This is a genomic window from Oscillibacter sp. UBA6647 (assembly GCA_002455655.1).
Taxonomy (GTDB): Bacteria; Bacillota; Clostridia; order Oscillospirales; family Oscillospiraceae; genus Oscillibacter.
The window spans coordinates 1-17,824 of the sequence record DKLF01000030.1 but is presented as its reverse complement, the minus strand read 5'-3'; the positions used below and the strand labels follow the sequence as shown (position 1 = coordinate 17,824).

The window sequence follows — 17,824 nt, the reverse complement described above, 5'->3', positions numbered from 1 at the left end:
TAGGTTTCCTTGGTAAAGTGGATGTGGAGAGTGATATAATCCGCCCTGCGATATAGCTCGGTGACGTCCTTTACCACGTGAATGTGGCGATCCAGCCGCAGGGCGGCGTCCACACTGAGGTAGGGGTCGTAGCCATACACATCCATGCCCATGGACAGACAGGCGTTGGATACCAAAGCCCCGATGGCGCCCAGACCGATCACGCCGACGGCTTTTTTATAGAGCTCCGGGCCGGCAAAGGCCGACTTTCCCTTTTCCACCACGCCGGTGACGACCACGCCTGCGGCGGCCTGACTCCGAACCCAATTGCAGGAACCCGCCACGTCCCGGGAGGTCATCAGCATGGCGCACAGCACCAGTTCTTTTACAGCGTTGGCGTTGGCTCCCGGGGTGGAAAACACAGCCACGCCGTTTTCCGAGCAGCGGTCGATGGGGATGTTGTTTACCCCCACCCCTGCCCGGGCGATGGCCAGCAGGTTTTTGGGGAAGTCCATATCCAGCAGCTTGGCGGAGCGAACCAGAATGCCTTCCGGGGCCTCCTCGGCGTCGGAGACGGTATAGTGCTCCGAGCGCAGGCGGCTCAGTCCGGCGGGAGAAATTTTGTTGAAGGTTTTGATATGATACATGGCAATGTGCCTCCGGGGCAGCCCCAGTGGGCCGCAGTACTTGCGGCGGAACGTGCGGTGCTGGCACCGCTTCCGTCACAGCACATTTAGTATAGGACGGGGCGAAAGACCCCGTCAATCAGCGAAAGAGCGAAATTAAACCGCTTTTGAGAAAAGTTTTTGTTAGAATGGTATTACCTCTTACGCCGCCAAGCAGAGACTGTGCTCTGTCGGTAAAAAGTTAGGGCGTCCTGGAGATTTTACGGGTTTTCAGAATGTTTTCCTTGCAAAAAACAGAAATTCAGCATATAATATAAGGCTGTGCAAATAAGGCTGTGCAAAAAACTTGCAATACTTGCGTGCCCGACAGGTGGGCGCGTGACGCGGGGCGGCCCGGAACCCTCGCCATACAATAAGGAGAAGAACAAAATATGCAGAATGAACAACTGAGAAACGTCGCCATCATCGCCCACGTTGACCACGGCAAAACCACGCTGGTGGACCAAATGCTCAAGCAGGGCGGCGTGTACCGCGAAAATCAGGAAACGGTGGAGCGCGTCATGGACTCCGGCGATCTGGAGCGGGAGCGGGGCATCACGATTCTGGCGAAGAACACCGCCGTGCGCTTTAAGGACACGAAGATCAACGTGGTGGACACCCCGGGCCACGCGGACTTCGGCGGCGAAGTGGAGCGCATTTTGAAAATGGTCAACGGCGTCATTTTGCTGGTGGACGCCGCCGAGGGTCCCATGCCCCAGACCCGCTTCGTTCTCAGCCGCGCGCTGGAGCTGGGCCATCGGGTCATCGTGGTGGTGAACAAGATCGACCGCCCGGACCAGCGTATCCACGAGGTGGTGGACGAGGTGCTGGAGCTTCTGATGGATTTGGACGCAACCGCCGAGCAGCTTGACAGCCCCATGCTGTTCTGCTCCGCGCGTCAGGGCATCTGCTCTTACACGCCGGAGAATCTGGGGACCGATCTGGACCCCCTGTTCGAGACGATTCTGCAATACATTCCCGCGCCGCAGGCGGACACCCAGCAGCCCTTCCAGATGCTGGTGTCCTCCATCGACTATAACGAGTTTGTGGGCCGCATTGCCATCGGCCGCATCGAGCGGGGCGTTTTGAAGCAGAATCAGGAGATTGCGGTCTGCAACTATCACGCGCCGGAAGCCACGCCCCGCAAGGCGAAGGCCACCGCCATCTACGAGTTTGAGGGGCTTGCCCGGAACGCCGTTGCCGAGTCCACCGCCGGCAACATCATTGCCATGAGCGGCATTCCCGACGTGACCATCGGCGACACCATCTGCGAGCCTGCCACCGTGGAGCCGCTGCCCTTTGTGGCCATCTCCGCCCCCACCATGGAGATGACCTTCTCCGTGAACGACTCGCCCTACGCGGGCCGGGAGGGGAAATTCGTCACCTCCCGCCAGATTCGGGAGCGGCTGTATAAGGAGACGCTGAAGGACGTGTCCCTCCGGGTTTCCGACACGGATACCTCCGAGGCCTTCAACGTGGCGGGCCGGGGCGAAATGTCCCTGAGCATTCTGATTGAAACCATGCGCCGGGAAGGCTATGAATTTCAGGTGTCTCCCCCCCGCGTGCTGTACAAGGAGATCGACGGAAAAGAGTGCGAGCCCATCGAGCGGCTGGTGGTGGACGTGCCCAGCGACAGCGTGGGTTCCGTGATTGAAAAGCTGGGCCAGCGCAAGGCGGACATGCTGGAGATGACTCCGGTGGGCAACCGTATGCGGATTGAATTTTTGATTCCCGCCCGGGGCCTGTTCGGCTATCGGAACGACTTTTTGACCGACACCAAGGGCGAGGGCATCATGGCCTCCGTCTTTGAAACCTACGCTCCCTATAAGGGCGATATCCAGCGCCGGGCCAGCGGCTCTATGATTTCCTTTGAAACCGGCGAGTCCATCACCTACGGCCTGTACAACGCGCAGGAGCGGGGATCGCTGTTCATCGGAGCGGGCGTGCCGGTGTACGGCGGAATGATCATCGGCGTGAATCCCCGCAACGAGGACATGACGGTGAACATCTGCAAGAAAAAGCAGCTCACCAACACCCGGTCCTCCGGCTCGGACGAGGCGCTGCGTCTGGTGCCGCCCCGGCAGATGAGCTTGGAGCAGTGCCTTGAATTTTTGGCGGACGACGAGCTTTTGGAGGTTACGCCCAAGAGCCTGCGGATGCGCAAGCGGATTCTGGATCACGAGCGGCGCATGAAGTCCCTCCACGGAAAGAAATAAAATTCGGGGGAGCATTCTCCAATCCGGACAAATAAAAAAGGCCTGCGGAGGAAGTTCCTTCGCGGCCTTTTTCGCATATTCAGTTCCGCAGGAGTTTGACCACCTGCTCCGCGTCCTGCGGGGTCATGTCGGTCATAGGTCCTGTCAGCCCGGTGGGAAGCTTGCAGATGACAAACACCCCCCTGATATCCAACACGCTTGTATCCCCCTGGGGGTTTACCAGATAGGCGGTCATGTTGGGAGGGAGCTTCTTTTTCTCGCGGTTTCCATCCAGCAGGATGTAATAAAAGCCGCGATATAAGGAAAACGTGTTGACCTCGGTGGATTGCAGCCCGGCAATGCTGCTGTAAATTTTCTCAATCCGGTCGGTGGGAACCTGCATATAGCAAAGCGGCTGACCCGGGAATTTCACGAGCACGGTGATTTTTGCCATGAAGCTGCACTCCTTTCCGGATATCCCGGCGGGGGCTTGCGGATTTGAAGATATTTTAACGGATTTACCCGATGATGTCAATGTTCGGAAACTTTTTTGCCTGTTCAAGCGTCTCAAGAGACAATGACCGATGCGGCGAGAGCCGCGAGAATTTTCAAAGGAGGAATATGCTGTGAAGAAAAAGAGAATGGGTGCGCTGCTGGGGCTTGTGCTGTGTGCCGCTTTGCTGGCGGTTCCCGCCGCCGGAGCGGAGGCGGAGCCGGTGGCTTCAGCCCCTCTGGGGCCTGTGCTGCTGGACGGCACGGTGAAGCAAACAGGCGAGAAGACCCTGCTGCTGACCAAAGAAGACGGCAGTCAGGTAATCGTGGGCTATGGCGAGACGACCTACATTGTGGATGCCACCGACGGTGTGGCCACAAACATGACCGGATTGAAGGACGGGGAGAGCGTGCGGGTGTATGTGGACCCCATTATGGCTTTGAGTGAGCCGCCGCAGGCCCGGGCCGTAATCATTCTGCGTAATTTACCGGAAGACGCTAAGGCCCCCACCTATCAGCAGGTGGCGGCGGTGGACACGGTAAACGAGAGCGGAATAGCCCTTACCACACGAGAGGGGAAGCAGATGACCGTGCCCTTCGATGCGAAGACCTCGCCCTATCTGACTAAAAATATTGTTACCTACCGGGACCTGATTCCCGGGACATGGTTTTTGGCTTGGAGCAGCGGCGCGGAAGTGACCCGGGCGGTGCTGTTTGCTTACGACGGCCTGCCCTTTACCGACGTGGAGAAAGGTTACTGGGCTTATGATAGCATTCTTTCTGTTACCTCCCGTGGCCTTCTACGGTGCGACTCCACGCTGGCGTTCCGCCCCGGCGACGCGCTGACTCGGGCAGAGCTGGTAAAAGCACTTTACCAACTGGCGGGCAGCCCCGTGGTGATTCAGTCCATTCCCGGGTTTGAGGATGTGCAGGACGGTGGGGACTATTTGAACGCGCTGACCTGGGCCGTGGGCAACAAGCTGGTGAACGGATACTCCGACAATACCTTCCGCCCCAACGAAGTGGTGTCCCGCCAGCAGCTTGCAGCGTTTCTCTACCGTTGGGAGCAGCACCGTGGCGGCGGCTTCCAGGGCGCGTGGATGTTCCAGTTGGATTACCCGGACCGGGACAGCATTTCAGAGTACGCCTATGAAGGCGTTGCATGGTGCGTCACAAACAACATCCTCTCCGGCCGGTCCGACGGAACGCTGGCTCCCAATGCCTCCGTCACCCGCGCGGCTGCCTCGGCCATGCTGGAGCGGTATCTTACCTATCAGGCCAATGCCCGCAGCAGCGGCTGACACGTCAAGGTGAAAACACCCGCAATTTTATGTCCAATAGAAACGTCCGCCGCGCGGCCCAAGGGGCAGCGCGGCGGACTTGCTTCAATCATCTCAGATCGCGGAAAAAAGAGGACGCCGGGGAGTGAAAAGGCTGTCCCCAAAAGCCGGTGCGGACAGGTAAACCGATACGGGCCACCCGTGTCCGCTCAGGCAAACACCGTTTGAATCAGGACCATATAAAGGGCGGTTCCCCCGGCAATGGACAGCAGGACGTTTCCCTTCCACCAATGGAGCAGGCCCACCGTAAGAATCGCCGCCGCCTCCGGAATCCCATGGGACGGGGCAAAGAGGGAGACGTTTCGCAGGCAGTATACCACCAACAGGCCCATGGCGGCGGCGGGAAGAAGCTTTCCGAGATACTCTACTGTCTTGGGGACTTCTTTTCCCTTCGGCAGCAGCAAAAAGGGAAGCCACCGGGTAAGCTGCGCCCCCACAGCCACGGCCAGAATGAGTGTCAGCGTTTGCGGCACGCTCAGGTACACAGCTTTTTCCTCCCCATCAGCAAAATTGCAACGATTGCAAGCATGGCGGGAATCACCAGATTGTCCGGCCCGAACGCCAGCAGGCACGCCGCTGTTGCGCCGATACCGATCAGCCCTGCGGCCCGGTTTTCCCTCTTTTTACATTGCTCCATAAACAGCACCACAAACAGCGCCGTCAGGGCAAAGTCCAGCCCTGCGGTGTCAAAGGGAATGAAGTCCCCTAACAGGCCACCCAGAGCCGTACCCCCCACCCAGTATAAATAGTCCAGCAGGGAGATGGAGAGGTAAAAGCTCTTTTTATCCACGCCCTCCGGCGGTTCCACCGTGGAAACAAGGGAAAACGTCTCGTCGCATAAAACGTAGATGAGCGGAATGCGGGTCTTGCCCAGCCCCCGATATTTTTCCAGCATGACAATGCCGTAAAAAAGATGCCGGGCATTTACCATGAAGGACAACAGCACTGCCTGAACGGGGTCGAACACCGTGGTCAGCAGGGTAATTGCCACGAACTGCATGCTTCCGCAAAAAGCCACCGCACTCATCAGAGCGGACCAGAGGGGACCGTAGCCCTTGGCGTTCATCAGAACGCCGTAGGCAATGCCAAGGAAGAGAAAGCCGGTCAAGACCGGGATGGTGTGGGGAAAGGCGGTGCGCAGGGCGGGGCCAAGGCGGCGCTCTGTCTTGTTCTGGGGTGCGTTCATGAAATTCAGGTCTCCTGTTCCTGCTCCGCCCGCAGGCGATCCAATTTTTTGTTGCGAAAGTAAATGAGCGCGTCGGTCCCCACCATCAGAAAATTCAGCACGTATAGGAAAAACACCCAGTCAAACCGTACCAAAACCTTGTTCAGCATTCCGCAGATGTAGCCAAACTCAATGATAATGAGAAAAAATAAGCTCTTGCCCACGGCGGAGCGGGTCACCCAGGATTTGCGGATGTTCACCGGCCACGAAAGGCCAAAGCAAATCAGCATCAGCGCCTCAAAAATACTCATGAGAGCTTCCCTCTTTCTCTTGAAATGAGGCCCGCGCCTGACCGGCGCGGGCTTCGCTGTCTCTGATGGAACGGATCGTTCGCGTTACATTTTCTCCGGCGCGTCCACGCCGAGGAGCTTTAGTCCGCTGCGCAGAACCGCGCGGGCGGAGTCCGCCAGCTTCAGCCGTGCCTGCGCCAGCTCCGGGGCTTCGCCCTTGATGCGGCATGCCGTGTAGAACCTGTGGAAGCAGGCCGCCAGCTCCTGTAAATATCGGTTAATGAAGGAGGGGTCATAGTCTCTGGCGGAAAGACGGACGATTTCACAGAACTGGGCCAACTGCTTGATCAGGGCCTGCTCCGCCTCGCCGCTTACCTGCGCCATGTCCACGTCCCCAGCGGCGGGGACGCGCAGTCCCTCGCCCTCCATGGCCCGCAGCAGCGAGCAAATGCGGGCGTGGGCGTATTCCACGTAGTAAAGGGGGTTTTCGCTGTCCTCCCGGACGGCAAGCCCCAGATCAAACTCCATCTGGGTGTCCGGCTTGGCGTTGAAGAACCACCTTGCCGCGTCCACGGGGACCTCGTCCAGCAGATCGCACAGGGAAATGGCCTTGCCCGTGCGCTTGCTCATGCGCACGGCCTCGCCGTCCCGCAGGAGCTTCACAAGCTGCATCAGCACAATGTCCAGCCGGTTTGCGCCGTCCAGTCCCAGCGCGTCCAGCGCGCCCTTGAGACGAGCGACGTGGCCGTGATGGTCCGCGCCCCAGACGTTGATGACCTTATCAAAACCCCGGACAGCCAGCTTGTTGCGGTGATAAGCGATGTCGGCGGCAAAATAGGTGTAAAACCCGTTGGCCCGGCGGAGCACGTCGTCCTTCAGCTCCAGCTTCTCAATGTCCGCTTCCTTTTTCCCCTCACGGCGAAGGTTTGCGGCCATAATTTCCGCGGTTTTCAGCCACAGGGCCCCGTCCTTTTCATAGGTGAAGCCCGCCTCACGCAGCTTGTCCGCCGTCTCGGCAACATACCCGGACTCGTGGAGGGAGGACTCGTAGAACCAGGTGTCGTACCGGATTTTGTACCGGGCCAAATCCGACTTCATCTTGGGCAGGTTCACGCTTAGGCCAAATTGGGCAAGCGTGTCCCGCCGGGCCGCTTCCTCCGCGTCGGCCAGCGCGTCTCCGTGCTCGGCGCGGTAGGCCTGCGCCAAGTCCCGGATGTCCTCGCCCTGATACCCGTCCTCCGGGAAAGGAACCGCGTCCTCGCCCCGGATAAGCTGGAGGTAGCGGGCCTCGATGGACTGGGCAAATTTTTCAATCTGATGGCCCGCGTCGTTGACGTAAAATTCACGGGACACCTCCGCCCCGCAGAAGGAGAGGACGGAGGCAAGCGTGTCGCCCAGCACGCCGCCCCGGGCGTTGCCCATGTGCATAGGGCCGGTGGGGTTGGCGGAGACGAATTCCACCATGATTTTCCGGCCCGACAGTTCATCGTTCTGGCCGTAGTTCTCCCCTTCGCTCTCCACGGCGGAAAGCACGTCGCCAAACCACGCCTGCCCCAGATGGAAGTTTAAAAAGCCGGGGCCGGCGATTTCGGCGGAGTCAAAATAGCTGCCCTCCAGCGCCAGACGCTCCAGCAGCGCCTGTGCAATGGCCCTGGGCGGCTGGCGCAGGGCCTTGGACGCAGCCAGCGCGAAGGTGGTGGTAAAGTCGCCGTTTTTCGTGTCCTTGGGAATTTCCACAGGGACGGATGCAATCTCCGCCTCCGGAAGGGTCCCGTCGGAAACGGCGGCGCGATAGGCGCTTCTGGTCAGCTCCGCCGCCTGGTCCTTTGCTTTTTGAATCATATGCAGCATGGTTTATCCCTCGTTTTCATTGGTGTGGTGACGGAAGGCGCGTCCCTTCCGTCAGCTTTTGGGCCGCACGCGGATTTTAAACGCATTTTTTCCCGTGGCGGTGTGGTCCACCGCGATGGAATATCGGATTTCAAGAAGGCCGCCCCGCTCTGTCAGGCTGTGGCGCAGGAAGCTGGTTAAAATGTCCACACTCAGTTCTCCCATGGGCGTTTCATACAGCGATGTGTGCTGCCGCCCCTCCTCGAAAATCATCTGGGAGTTCACCTTGCCCGCCCGGGTCAAAATCACTTTTTCTCCCCGCAGCTCAAAGGTGGTAACGGTGCCCTCCATCCCGGTGAGGGCGCTTTCCTCATAGCGCAGCAGCAGCCCGTCCGGGAGCGGGCGCAGCGTCCCCTCAGTGGTCAGCTCCGTGCCGTCGGGGTCGCAGCCGTCAAAATACTGCTCTCCCCGCACAGAGATAATCACCGGCAGGGGCGGGCTTTCAGTATCGATCGATATCAATTTGATTGGCTCCATGGCGCAAATCCTCCCGCAGGAACCAGGAGGCGGTTTCCTCGAAGCTCTCCACCCGGTCGCTGACATAATATGTGGCGTCGCCCTGACGTTTCTCGCTGTTTCGCAGCTCTCCGGCTTTTAAAAGCCGCTTCAGTTCAAAGGCGGACTCCTCCCCGGCGGACACCAGCGCTACCTCCGGCCCCATCACTCCGCCGATAATTTCCTCCAGCAGGGGATAGTGGGTGCAGCCCAAGATCAAGGTGTCCACGCCCGTCTCCCGCATGGACGCAAGATACTCCCGTGCCACGGTTTCAATCACCGCGTCCCCCTTGCGGAAGCGTCCGTTTTCAACCAGCGGCACAAACAGGGGACATGCCTTGGAAAACACCTCAATCTCCGGGTCCAGCTCCGCAAGGGCCTTTGCATAAGCCCCCGCCCGGACGCTGGCCTGCGTGGCGATCATGCCAACCCGCTTGTTTTTTGTCACCGCGGCGGCCCGGCGGCAGGTGGGCTCCACCACGCCCACCATGGGCAAATCGTTTTCCGCCTGCAGCGCGGGCAAAGAGGTGGTGGATACGGTGCCGCAGGCAATCAAAATCGCCTTAAGGTCAAAGGATCGCAGGAACCGCACGTCCTGCCGCGCGTATTTCAAAATTGTCTCCCGGGACCGGCCCCCGTAAGGGACGCGGGAGGTGTCTCCAAAGTAAATCAGGTCCTCCTCGGGCAAAATCTCCCGCAGGGAGCGGATAGCGGTCAGTCCGCCAAGGCCGGAGTCGAACACGCCGATGGGTCGCTTATCCATGCAAAGTGCCTCCATATCTGTGGCTGAAAGGGCCATATTCCTATCATATAGCCCCAACTTGACCATTATACTATGTATGTGAACACCGGGCAAGACAGATTTTAGGCTTTTTTCCCGGTTTTTGATGTGGAATTTCCAAATGGGATTTGGTATAATGCTGAAAGGATCGGCCTTGCGGCCGAAAAAACCGGATGAGGGAGGTGTTTGCCGTGAAGATCGAGCTGACAGAGCAGCAGTACCGCTATCTGCTGGATTTGGTGTACATCGGGAATTGGGTGATGAACTCCGCCCGTGAGGACGACCGCATTGCGGAATACGACAAGGTGGAGAGCCTGATCTTCTCTCACTGCCCCGCCCACGGAATGCATAAGCTGGCGGAGCATCTGGACGGGGAGATTATCCCCTCCCGCGCGTTTGCCGACGGCGGAATTCACGAGGCCATCGCAGATTATGAGGATGTGGTGTTCTATGAGATTCTGGCGGAGGAGCTGGCCCTGCGGGACATGGACGGAGAGCCCATGACCAGAGAGAATTACAACGAGCTGATGGAGCGCATCGATACTTATATGGACGAATTTGAAGAGCACGGGACGGACCACGTGAATGTGGAGCTGGACGAGTAAGCAAAGGCAATTTCGGGAATAGAACAAAGAAAGCGCAGGAAAAGAGAACAGGAAAAGAGAACAGGAAGAGAAAACAGGGAGGAAAACTGAAGATGGCAGGAAAGGCAAAGGTTTATTTTGCGGATTTCCGGGCTCCAAGCTGGCGGGAGAATTTGCCCCAGAAGCTGGCGCGCCTGATGATGACCGCCGGGTTTGGCGACATTGATTTGGAGGGGAAATACGCGGCGATCAAAATGCATTTCGGCGAGCCGGGGAATTTGGCGTATCTTCGGCCCAACTGGGCCAAGGTGGTGGCGGACCTTGTGAAGGCCCAGGGTGGAAGGCCTTATCTGACGGACTGCAACACACTGTATGTCGGCGGGCGGAAAAACGCGCTGGATCACATTGAGTCGGCCTATGTAAACGGGTTTTCCCCCTTCTCCACCGGCTGTCACATCCTGATCGGCGACGGGCTGAAGGGCACCGACGAGGTTCTGGTGCCGGTGGTGGGCGGCGAATACGTGAAGGAGGCCAAAATCGGCAGAGCGGTGATGGATGCGGACGTGTTCATCTCCCTGACCCACTTTAAGGGCCACGAGCAGACCGGCATGGGCGGCACGTTGAAAAACATCGGCATGGGCTGCGGCTCCCGGGCGGGAAAGATGGAGATGCACAGCTCCGGCACGCCCTATGTCAAGCAGAAGCGCTGCATCGGGTGCGGCGCCTGCGTGAAAATCTGCGCCCACGACGCGCCCTCTGTCACTGACGGCAAGGCGACCATCGATCCGGACAAGTGCGTTGGCTGCGGAAGGTGCCTGGGGGTTTGCCCCAAGGACGCGATTTTTGCCGCCAACGATGAGGCCCCCGCCATTTTGAACAGAAAAATTGCGGAGTATACCAAGGCGGTGGTGGACGGGCGTCCCTGCTTCCATGTGTCGCTGGTGCTGGACATCTCGCCCAACTGCGACTGCCACGGGGAAAACGACGCACCCATTGCCCCGGACGTGGGGATGTTCGCCTCCTTTGACCCAGTGGCGCTGGATCAGGCCTGTGCCGACGCGGTGAATGCCCAGCCCGTGATGGCGGGCTCCGCCCTGTCCGACGGGGCGTGGGACTGCAATTGCGGCGACCATTTTGCTGCGCTCCATCCCGACACCGACTGGCGGGTGTGTTTGGAGCATGGGGAAAAGCTAGGTCTTGGGACCCGGGAATACGAACTGATTAAGATTTAAAACAAGCGCGGGCTTCGGAAAATTCCGAAGCCCGCTGATTTTATAGATTGCCAAGCTTTGCCGGGCGGAAAGGCTTTGACAAGCCCGCGCCGGGTCCGTTTTGAAACGCCCGCCTTATTTTAGCTGGTCCAGCGTCAGGGAAAAGCTGTCCATAAAGGTTTCGAGAAAATAGTCCACCTCTGGAAGGCCAAAGGATTCCAGCGCGGCGCGGGTCTGCCTTGCCGCGTCCCCAAACTCTCCGTTTCCCGCCTTGACCTCCTCCACGCACTTGATATAGGCGGAGAGCTTGTCCGCCGCTTTCACCAGCGTGCGCAGCTCCGGGTCGGGGATTTCCAGCACCGGGGCATAGCTCTCCCGCAGCTCCGGCGGCAGCATTTCCAGCAGCTTTCGGTTGGCTTCCGCTTCCACCTCCTGATAGGCGGAGCGGATGGAGGGACTGTAATACTTAATGGGGGTGGGCATGTCGCCGGTGAGAATTTCCGACGCGTCGTGATACAGCGCCGCCACCGCCGCAGCGCCGGGGTCTACATGCCCGCCGAAGCGCTTGTTGCGGATGAGCGCCAGCGCATGGGCCAGCACCGCCGTCTGGTGGCTGTGCTCCTGTACGTTTTCCGGGGCGGTGTTGCGCATCAGCGCCCAGCGGGAGATAAACCGCAGCCGGGAGATATACGCAAAAAAGTGGCTCTTCATGGCGTTTCCTCCAATTCTCCCAGCAGGGAAAATCCCTCTATGCCGATGATGCGGGTGTTAAGCACCCGATTGTGAAGGTTCACTCCGTGCGGAACCAAAACCTCCGTATAATTGGGCGCGTGGCCGGAAAAGCGGCCCCCTTTGACCTGCTCGAACAGCACGGGGTACACCTGCCCCACACAGCCCTCAAGATATTCTTTGCGCATTTCGTCCGCCACGGTGGCGGACCGGGCGGCCCGGTTTTCCTTCACGGCGGCGGGAATTTGCACAAGTTCCGCCGCCGGGGTTCCGGGACGGATGGAATAGGGGAAAATGTGCATCCGGGCAAAGCCGCACCGGCGGATAAAGTCCAACGATTGGGCAAATTCCTCCTCCGTCTCGCCGGGGAAGCCCACGATCATGTCGGTGGTGACGGCGGGGCGGTCAAAATATTCCTTCAGTAGCGCCACAGAGCGGAAATACCGGGCAGTGTCATACTTCCGATTCATCCGCTTCAGGGTTTCGTCGCAGCCGGACTGCATGGACAGGTGGAATTGGGGGCAGAGGTTGGGAAGCTTCGCGGCCCGGCGGCAAAAGTCCTCGTCGATGGTGCGCGGTTCCAGACTGCCCAGCCGCAGCCGCAGACCCGGCGCGGCGGCGCTAAGAAGCTCCATCAAATCAATCAGGCCCTGTCCCGTCTTTAAATCCGTGCCCCAAGAGGAAATCTCGATGCCTGTGAGCACCATTTCCCGATAGTCCGCCGCCGCAAGGTCCTTGGCCCGCGCCGCTGCCTCCTCCGGGGGCAGGGAGCGCACGGGGCCGCGGGCGTAAGGAATAATGCAGTAGGAACAGAAGTTGACGCAGCCGTCCTCCACCTTCAGCATAGCCCGGGTGCGGCCCTCCAGTCCCCCAGCGGGGAGAATTTCAAAGGCCCGGCGGTCAAACACGCGGTCTACGGCCTCCATGGGCCTGCGGTCCTCCAGCTCCTGCTCCAGAAGGTCCAGAAAGCCCATCCGGTCCCCGGTGCCCGCAATCAGGTCCACGTCCAGCTTGCGCACGTCCTCGGGCCGGGTCTGGGGATAGCAGCCGCACACGGCCACCACCGACCCGGGGTGCTCCCGCCGGGCGCGGGAGAGCATCTGGCGGGACTTCTGGTCGCTGACAGCGGTGACGGAGCAGGTGTTCACCACATAGGCGTCCGCTGCGCCTGAAAAGGACACGATTTCGTGACCACGGCGGGAAAGCTCCTGCTCCATGGCCTGCGTCTCATATTGATTCACCTTGCAGCCCAGGGTGTAAATGGCGATTTTCATGGATTCTCCTTGCTATTTCAGACGATTTTCTTTATAATAATACGATTGAGCCGCAATGGGCGGCACAACGCTATTATACGTGTATTTTACCGCGGGGGCAAGCCCCAATCTAAGGAGTGTTTTCATGATTTATCTCGACCACGCCGCCACCACGCCGGTGCCGAGGGCGGTGGCGGAGGAGATGTTCCGCGTGCTGACGGAGGAATACGGCAATCCCAGCTCCCAGTACGCCTATGGCCGCCGCGCCCAAAAGCTTGTGGAGGACTGCCGTGGAACCGTGGCGCAGGCCCTTGGCTGCGAGGCGGCGCGGCTGTTTTTTACCGCCTGCGGAACCGAGTCGGACAACTGGGCCTTCACCGCGGCCCTGTGGCAGAATCGGCGGGTGGGAAAACACATTGTCACCACCGCCGTGGAGCACAGCGCCGTGCTGGAGCGGTGCCGCTGGCTGGAGCAGGACGGGTATGAGATTACCCGCATCCTCCCGGACAGGGACGGGAATATTCCGGCAGAGAAGGTGCTGGAGGCTGTCCGGCCAGACACGGCGCTGGTGAGCGTGATGCTGGTGAACAATGAAACGGGGAACGTTTACCCCGTTTCGGAGATTGCCGCTGAGCTGGGAGCGAAAAATGAAAAAACCCTGCTGCATACCGACGCGGTGCAGGGCTTTTTGAAAATTCCCTTCTCCGCCAAAACGCTGGGCGCGGACTTTATTGCTCTTTCCGCCCACAAAATCGGGGGACCCAAGGGCATCGGCGCGCTGTATATCGGCGGGCGGGTCCGGGCTCCGCGCCCCTTGCTGCCTGGCGGTGGGCAGGAGTCCGGCTTTCGCGCCGGGACGGAGGCCACCGCCCAGATTGCGGGTTTTGCCAAGGCGGTGGAGCTGCGGCTGGAGGATTTTGATGTGAAGCTGCGGCACATGGCCGAGATCAAAGCCTACGCCGTGGAGCGGCTGGGGGAAATTCCAGATTTGAGATTCATCGCAAAGGGAACCGCGCCCCATGTGCTGTCCGTCTCCATGCCGGGGTATCCCAGCCAGAACGTGGTGAACGAGCTGTCCGAGGCGGGCATCTGCATCTCTGCCGGGTCCGCCTGCCATCAGGGAAAGCCCAGTCAGGTGACGGCGGCGCTGGGTCTTGAAAAGCGGGAAGCCGCCGGAGTGGTGCGGCTGAGCTTTGGGCCCGAAACCACGAAAGAGGAAATTGACGCGGCGGCGGACGCCCTGCGCCAACATCACGACGCCCGGTTTCCCATGCTGTGACGCGCCTGAAGATTCCCGCGCTGTTTAGAAACAGTCGGGGGTATATCCTGTATGAAATATTTTGAGAACGATTGAGGTAATTATGTTTTCCGTGCTTCGCCAAAAGCCCGGCTTTTACGGCCGACTGTGGAAGCTGTCGCTTCCGATTATTCTGCAAAATCTCATTACCACGTCTCTTGGCTTTGTGGATACCTTCATGGTGGGCCTGCTGGGCAACGATGAGCTGTCCGCCGTCACTGCCGCCAACACGCCGATATTTCTGGTGCAGGTGATCATTTTTGGGGTGATGAGCGGCCTTACGGTATTGGTGTGCCAGTATTGGGGCAAGGGAGATACCGTTTCCATCAACCGTGTAATGGGCGTGGCGGCGTATGCGGGACTTGCTGTCTCCGGGCTTGCGGCGCTGGTGCTGTTTTTGTTCCCGGAATGGGTGATGGGCCTTGTCACCGATAACGCCGGGCTGATTGCACTGGGCGCGCCGTACGTGCGGATTGTGGGCATATCCTATGTGTTCAACGCCGTCAGTTCCGTGTATGTTGGAATGCAGCGGAGCACAGAAAATCCCGGCTTTGGCATGGTGGTATTTGCCATTTCCATGCTGCTGAATACGTTCTTAAACTACTGCCTGATTTTCGGAAAGTTTGGCGCGCCCCGGCTGGAAATTACCGGTGCGGCGCTTGCCACTCTGACCGCCCGGGTGGTGGAATTTGCCATTGTATTTGTTTACGCCATTTTTAATCGGCGGATTCCGCTGGCGCCCCAAGTGTTGCTGCGCCCGGGCAGAGCCATGGCAAAAAGCGCGGTGGTCTATGCCGGGCCGGTCATTGTGAATGAGACGCTATGGGGTCTTGGTACCTCCGTGGTGACTGCAATTATGGGGCATACGGTGATCAGCGCAGATATGCTGGCCGCCTACGCCATTATGGGCAATATTGACAAATTTGCCACAGTGGCCTGCTTTGGCCTTGCAGGCTCCACCGCTGTCATTGTGGGCAAGCGTATTGGGGAGCGGGCCTCAGAGGAGGAGGTTTACAACCTGAGCCATTGCCTTTTGCTGGTGTCTTTTTTTCTGGGAGTGGCGGTTGCCGTGGTGCTGGCGGTGCTGCTGCCCACGCTGCTTATCCCCATTCTCTATCCGCTGTTCAGCCTGACAGAAACGGCCGTGGAGGTGGCGGTGACCATGTGCATGGTCTATATCGTGATGATGCCTATGAAATCCTTTGACATATCCAACATCACCGGTGTGCTGCGCGCGGGCGGAGACGCGCGGGCAGCAGCGTTTCTGGACCTGCTTCCGCTGTGGCTGGTGGCGGTACCGCTGACGGCGCTGACGGGACTGGTGCTGAACGCGCCCATCTGGCTGGTGTGCCTGTCCATTTATTCGGAAAATATCTGTAAAATGCCCGCCGGTTTTTTCCGGTTTAAAAGCAGGAAGTGGATTAACGACGTGACCATCCGCGAGGGAGAGGCATGAGCAGCCTGTTTCGCTGTCCTCTGTGCGGCGCGGCGCTGGAGCGGACGGAGCGGACCTATGCCTGCCCCGGGGGCCACAGCTTTGACATCGCAAAAGAGGGCCATACCCACCTGCTTCCTGCAAATCAAAAGAACTCCGCCGCTCCGGGCGACGATCCCGGCATGGCCGCCGCCCGGCGGGACTTTCTCTCCCGGGACTACTATCGCCCGCTGCTGGCCGCGCTGTGCGCCCTCGCGATCTCCCACACGGGACCGGAGTCTGCGATTTTGGACGCGGGCTGCGGAGAGGGGTACTACACCGCCGGAATTTATCGGGCGCTGCGCGAGGCGGGAAAGCGCCCCCGCATTGCGGGAACGGACATTTCCAAGGCTGCGGCGCGTCTGGCGGCGAAGCGGGAAAAGGATGTGGAGTTCGCGGTGGCGTCCTCTTACCGGCTGCCGCTGGCAGATGCATCGGTGGAGCTGCTATTGAATTGCTTTTCCCCTCTGTGCGTTTCGGAATTTCGGCGCGTGCTGCAACCGGGTGGAAGTTTTTTGTATGTGGTGCCGTCGGCCATGCACCTGTGGGAGCTGAAGGAAATTCTTTATGACGCGCCCTATCCCAACGAGGAAAAGCGCACGCCCTACGAGGGCTTTGCCTATGAAACCGTCGTCCCTGTGGAGGGGCGGATAGAGCTGAATTCTCAGGAGGAAATTCACGCGCTGTTTCAAATGACGCCCTACTACTGGAAAACACCAAAGGAGGGGACGGAGCGGCTGGCAGCCGTGGAGCGCCTTTCCGTTCGGATTGGGTTTCACATTCATGTTTTCCGGGCGGAGTAGCCCAAAGTGCAAAACCGAATGAAAAGCCGCCTGAAGATCATTCTTCAGGCGGCTTTTCTTAATGGTTTTAAAAGAATGCTGCAAAAAAATTTGTCCGTGGTCGTTGGCTGAATGGCAAAGGGAAGAAAGCAGGCATACACTGTATTGGGTTTCGCCAGCCTACTATCATGAAAGGAACTTCGAATATGGCTTTCAGAAACTGTTCGCATTCCAACTCTGGATGCGATAATTCCTCTACAAATTCTGAGGATTGCGGAATGAAAATTCATTCCGGTTCTTCTTGCAATTCCTATTGCTGCATTCCCGGCCCTCCGGGCCCTCCCGGCTGTCCCGGCTGTCCCGGACGGCAAGGCCCCACCGGACCTACCGGTCCACAGGGCCCTCAGGGCCCCGCCGGAGCCACCGGCCCCGCCGGTCCCCAGGGCGTCGCTGGTCCACAGGGTCCTCAGGGGGCCCAAGGTCCTCAGGGGCCTGCCGGAGCTAACGGAGCTACCGGCCCTGCCGGCCCTCAGGGGCCCCAAGGTCCACAAGGCCCTCAGGGTCCCTTTGGCCCACAAGGCCCCATCGGGGCGACTGGGGCGACCGGTGCTACCGGTGCCACCGGAGCGACTGGTGTAGGCGCAACCGGCGCAACCGGCCCCACCGGGGCAACTGGGGCGACCGGTCCCACAGGTCCTACCGGAGCGACTGGTGTAGGCGCGACGGGTGCAACCGGCGCAACCGGCCCCACCGGGGCGACTGGGGCGACCGGTCCCACAGGTCCTACCGGAGCGACTGGTGTAGGCGCGACGGGTGCAACCGGCCCCACCGGGGCGACTGGGGCGACCGGTCCTACCGGTGCCACGGGAGCGACTGGTGTAGGCGCCACCGGCCCAACCGGCCCCACAGGCCCCACCGGAGCCACGGGCGCGGACGGAGCACAGGGGCTTATTGGCCCCACAGGTCCTACCGGCGCGACTGGCCCCACAGGCCCCACCGGAACCTTTGATCCCGAAGAAGTGCTCTTCAACGTCTTGGGTCCCGTAGGGTCTGCTACCGTGGGGCTCGGTGAAAACTTAATTTTCCAATCCACTACGCTGGATATTACGGTAACACAGGGCTCTGCAATCGTAACAATTGAAGATAATACTCCCGCGGGTCCCACCGGCCCCACCGGTCCTACTGGCGACATTGGCCCCACC

The 17,824-nt window shown here is 59.6% G+C and carries 17 protein-coding genes and 1 pseudogene; 8 read left to right on the top strand and 10 right to left on the bottom strand.

The window, feature by feature from the left end:
* On the bottom strand, positions 1 to 626 hold a 626-nt coding region (locus B2W96_RS02415; RefSeq protein ID WP_293008195.1), incomplete at its 3' end, for an NAD(P)-dependent oxidoreductase.
* Positions 627 to 1,036: 410 nt separating this feature from the next.
* On the opposite strand from B2W96_RS02415, the gene typA reads away from it, so the two are divergent.
* Positions 1,037 to 2,860 (top strand): translational GTPase TypA, encoded by a 1,824-nt coding sequence (gene typA, locus B2W96_RS02410; RefSeq protein WP_293008193.1) that lies wholly within the window; start codon positions 1,037 to 1,039, stop codon positions 2,858 to 2,860.
* Between the two features lie 79 nt (positions 2,861 to 2,939).
* Here typA and B2W96_RS02405 read toward each other — a convergent pair whose 3' ends face one another.
* Entirely contained in the window at positions 2,940 to 3,293 is a 354-nt protein-coding gene (locus tag B2W96_RS02405) for a hypothetical protein (protein WP_293008191.1), read from the bottom strand.
* A gap of 172 nt (positions 3,294 to 3,465) precedes the next feature.
* Between B2W96_RS02405 and B2W96_RS02400 the strand changes: the two genes are divergently transcribed.
* Positions 3,466 to 4,632 carry an S-layer homology domain-containing protein gene (locus B2W96_RS02400; RefSeq protein WP_293008189.1) on the top strand — a complete coding sequence of 389 codons (1,167 nt, stop codon included), beginning with the start codon at positions 3,466 to 3,468 and terminating at the stop codon, positions 4,630 to 4,632.
* Positions 4,633 to 4,820: 188 nt separating this feature from the next.
* On the opposite strand, the gene B2W96_RS02395 is transcribed toward B2W96_RS02400, so the two are convergent.
* From B2W96_RS02395 to murI, 6 genes are all read right to left on the bottom strand, one after another.
* Complete coding sequence (locus tag B2W96_RS02395) at positions 4,821 to 5,156, bottom strand: branched-chain amino acid transporter permease (RefSeq protein ID WP_293008187.1); 336 nt, start codon at positions 5,154 to 5,156, stop codon at positions 4,821 to 4,823.
* Positions 5,147 to 5,857 carry an AzlC family ABC transporter permease gene (locus tag B2W96_RS02390; protein WP_293008185.1) on the bottom strand — a complete coding sequence of 237 codons (711 nt, stop codon included), beginning with the start codon at positions 5,855 to 5,857 and terminating at the stop codon, positions 5,147 to 5,149. Before B2W96_RS02390 ends, B2W96_RS02395 begins: the two co-directional genes overlap by 10 nt.
* A 5-nt stretch (positions 5,858 to 5,862) precedes the next feature.
* Entirely contained in the window at positions 5,863 to 6,147 is a 285-nt protein-coding gene (locus tag B2W96_RS02385) for a hypothetical protein (protein WP_293008183.1), read from the bottom strand.
* A gap of 84 nt (positions 6,148 to 6,231) precedes the next feature.
* Positions 6,232 to 7,977, bottom strand: a complete 1,746-nt coding sequence (argS, locus tag B2W96_RS02380; protein WP_293008181.1) for an arginine--tRNA ligase — start codon at positions 7,975 to 7,977, stop codon at positions 6,232 to 6,234.
* Between the two features lie 51 nt (positions 7,978 to 8,028).
* A complete protein-coding gene (locus B2W96_RS02375) occupies positions 8,029 to 8,493 on the bottom strand; it encodes a DUF1934 domain-containing protein (RefSeq protein WP_293008179.1) in 465 nt (154 codons plus the stop codon).
* Positions 8,459 to 9,274: a glutamate racemase gene (murI, locus tag B2W96_RS02370; protein WP_293008177.1), complete on the bottom strand. Its 816-nt coding sequence runs from the start codon at positions 9,272 to 9,274 to the stop codon at positions 8,459 to 8,461. Before murI ends, B2W96_RS02375 begins: the two co-directional genes overlap by 35 nt.
* A gap of 209 nt (positions 9,275 to 9,483) precedes the next feature.
* Between murI and B2W96_RS02365 the strand changes: the two genes are divergently transcribed.
* Together B2W96_RS02365 and B2W96_RS02360 are read left to right on the top strand one after the other, a co-directional pair.
* Entirely contained in the window at positions 9,484 to 9,897 is a 414-nt protein-coding gene (locus B2W96_RS02365) for a hypothetical protein (protein ID WP_293008175.1), read from the top strand.
* A gap of 92 nt (positions 9,898 to 9,989) precedes the next feature.
* A complete protein-coding gene (locus B2W96_RS02360; RefSeq protein WP_293008173.1) occupies positions 9,990 to 11,108 on the top strand; it encodes a DUF362 domain-containing protein in 1,119 nt (372 codons plus the stop codon).
* Positions 11,109 to 11,222: 114 nt separating this feature from the next.
* Here the strand turns inward: B2W96_RS02360 and yfbR are convergent, their stop codons facing one another.
* Positions 11,223 to 11,798, bottom strand: a complete 576-nt coding sequence (yfbR, locus tag B2W96_RS02355; RefSeq protein WP_293008171.1) for a 5'-deoxynucleotidase — start codon at positions 11,796 to 11,798, stop codon at positions 11,223 to 11,225.
* Positions 11,795 to 13,090, bottom strand: coding sequence for a tRNA (N(6)-L-threonylcarbamoyladenosine(37)-C(2))-methylthiotransferase MtaB (mtaB, locus tag B2W96_RS02350; protein WP_293008169.1), 1,296 nt, complete (start codon positions 13,088 to 13,090; stop codon positions 11,795 to 11,797). The genes yfbR and mtaB overlap by 4 nt, the downstream gene beginning before the upstream one ends.
* A gap of 124 nt (positions 13,091 to 13,214) precedes the next feature.
* On the opposite strand from mtaB, the gene B2W96_RS02345 reads away from it, so the two are divergent.
* The 4 genes and pseudogenes from B2W96_RS02345 to B2W96_RS11810 all read left to right on the top strand — a co-directional run.
* Positions 13,215 to 14,348 (top strand): cysteine desulfurase family protein, encoded by a 1,134-nt coding sequence (locus tag B2W96_RS02345; RefSeq protein WP_293008167.1) that lies wholly within the window; start codon positions 13,215 to 13,217, stop codon positions 14,346 to 14,348.
* Between the two features lie 61 nt (positions 14,349 to 14,409).
* A complete protein-coding gene (locus tag B2W96_RS02340; RefSeq protein WP_293008165.1) occupies positions 14,410 to 15,822 on the top strand; it encodes an MATE family efflux transporter in 1,413 nt (470 codons plus the stop codon).
* On the top strand, positions 15,819 to 16,643 hold the full coding sequence (locus tag B2W96_RS02335; RefSeq protein ID WP_293008163.1) for a putative RNA methyltransferase: 825 nt from the start codon (positions 15,819 to 15,821) through the stop codon (positions 16,641 to 16,643). Before B2W96_RS02340 ends, B2W96_RS02335 begins: the two co-directional genes overlap by 4 nt.
* A gap of 257 nt (positions 16,644 to 16,900) precedes the next feature.
* Positions 16,901 to 17,824 (top strand): annotated as a pseudogene (locus B2W96_RS11810) (collagen-like protein); the annotation flags it as partial.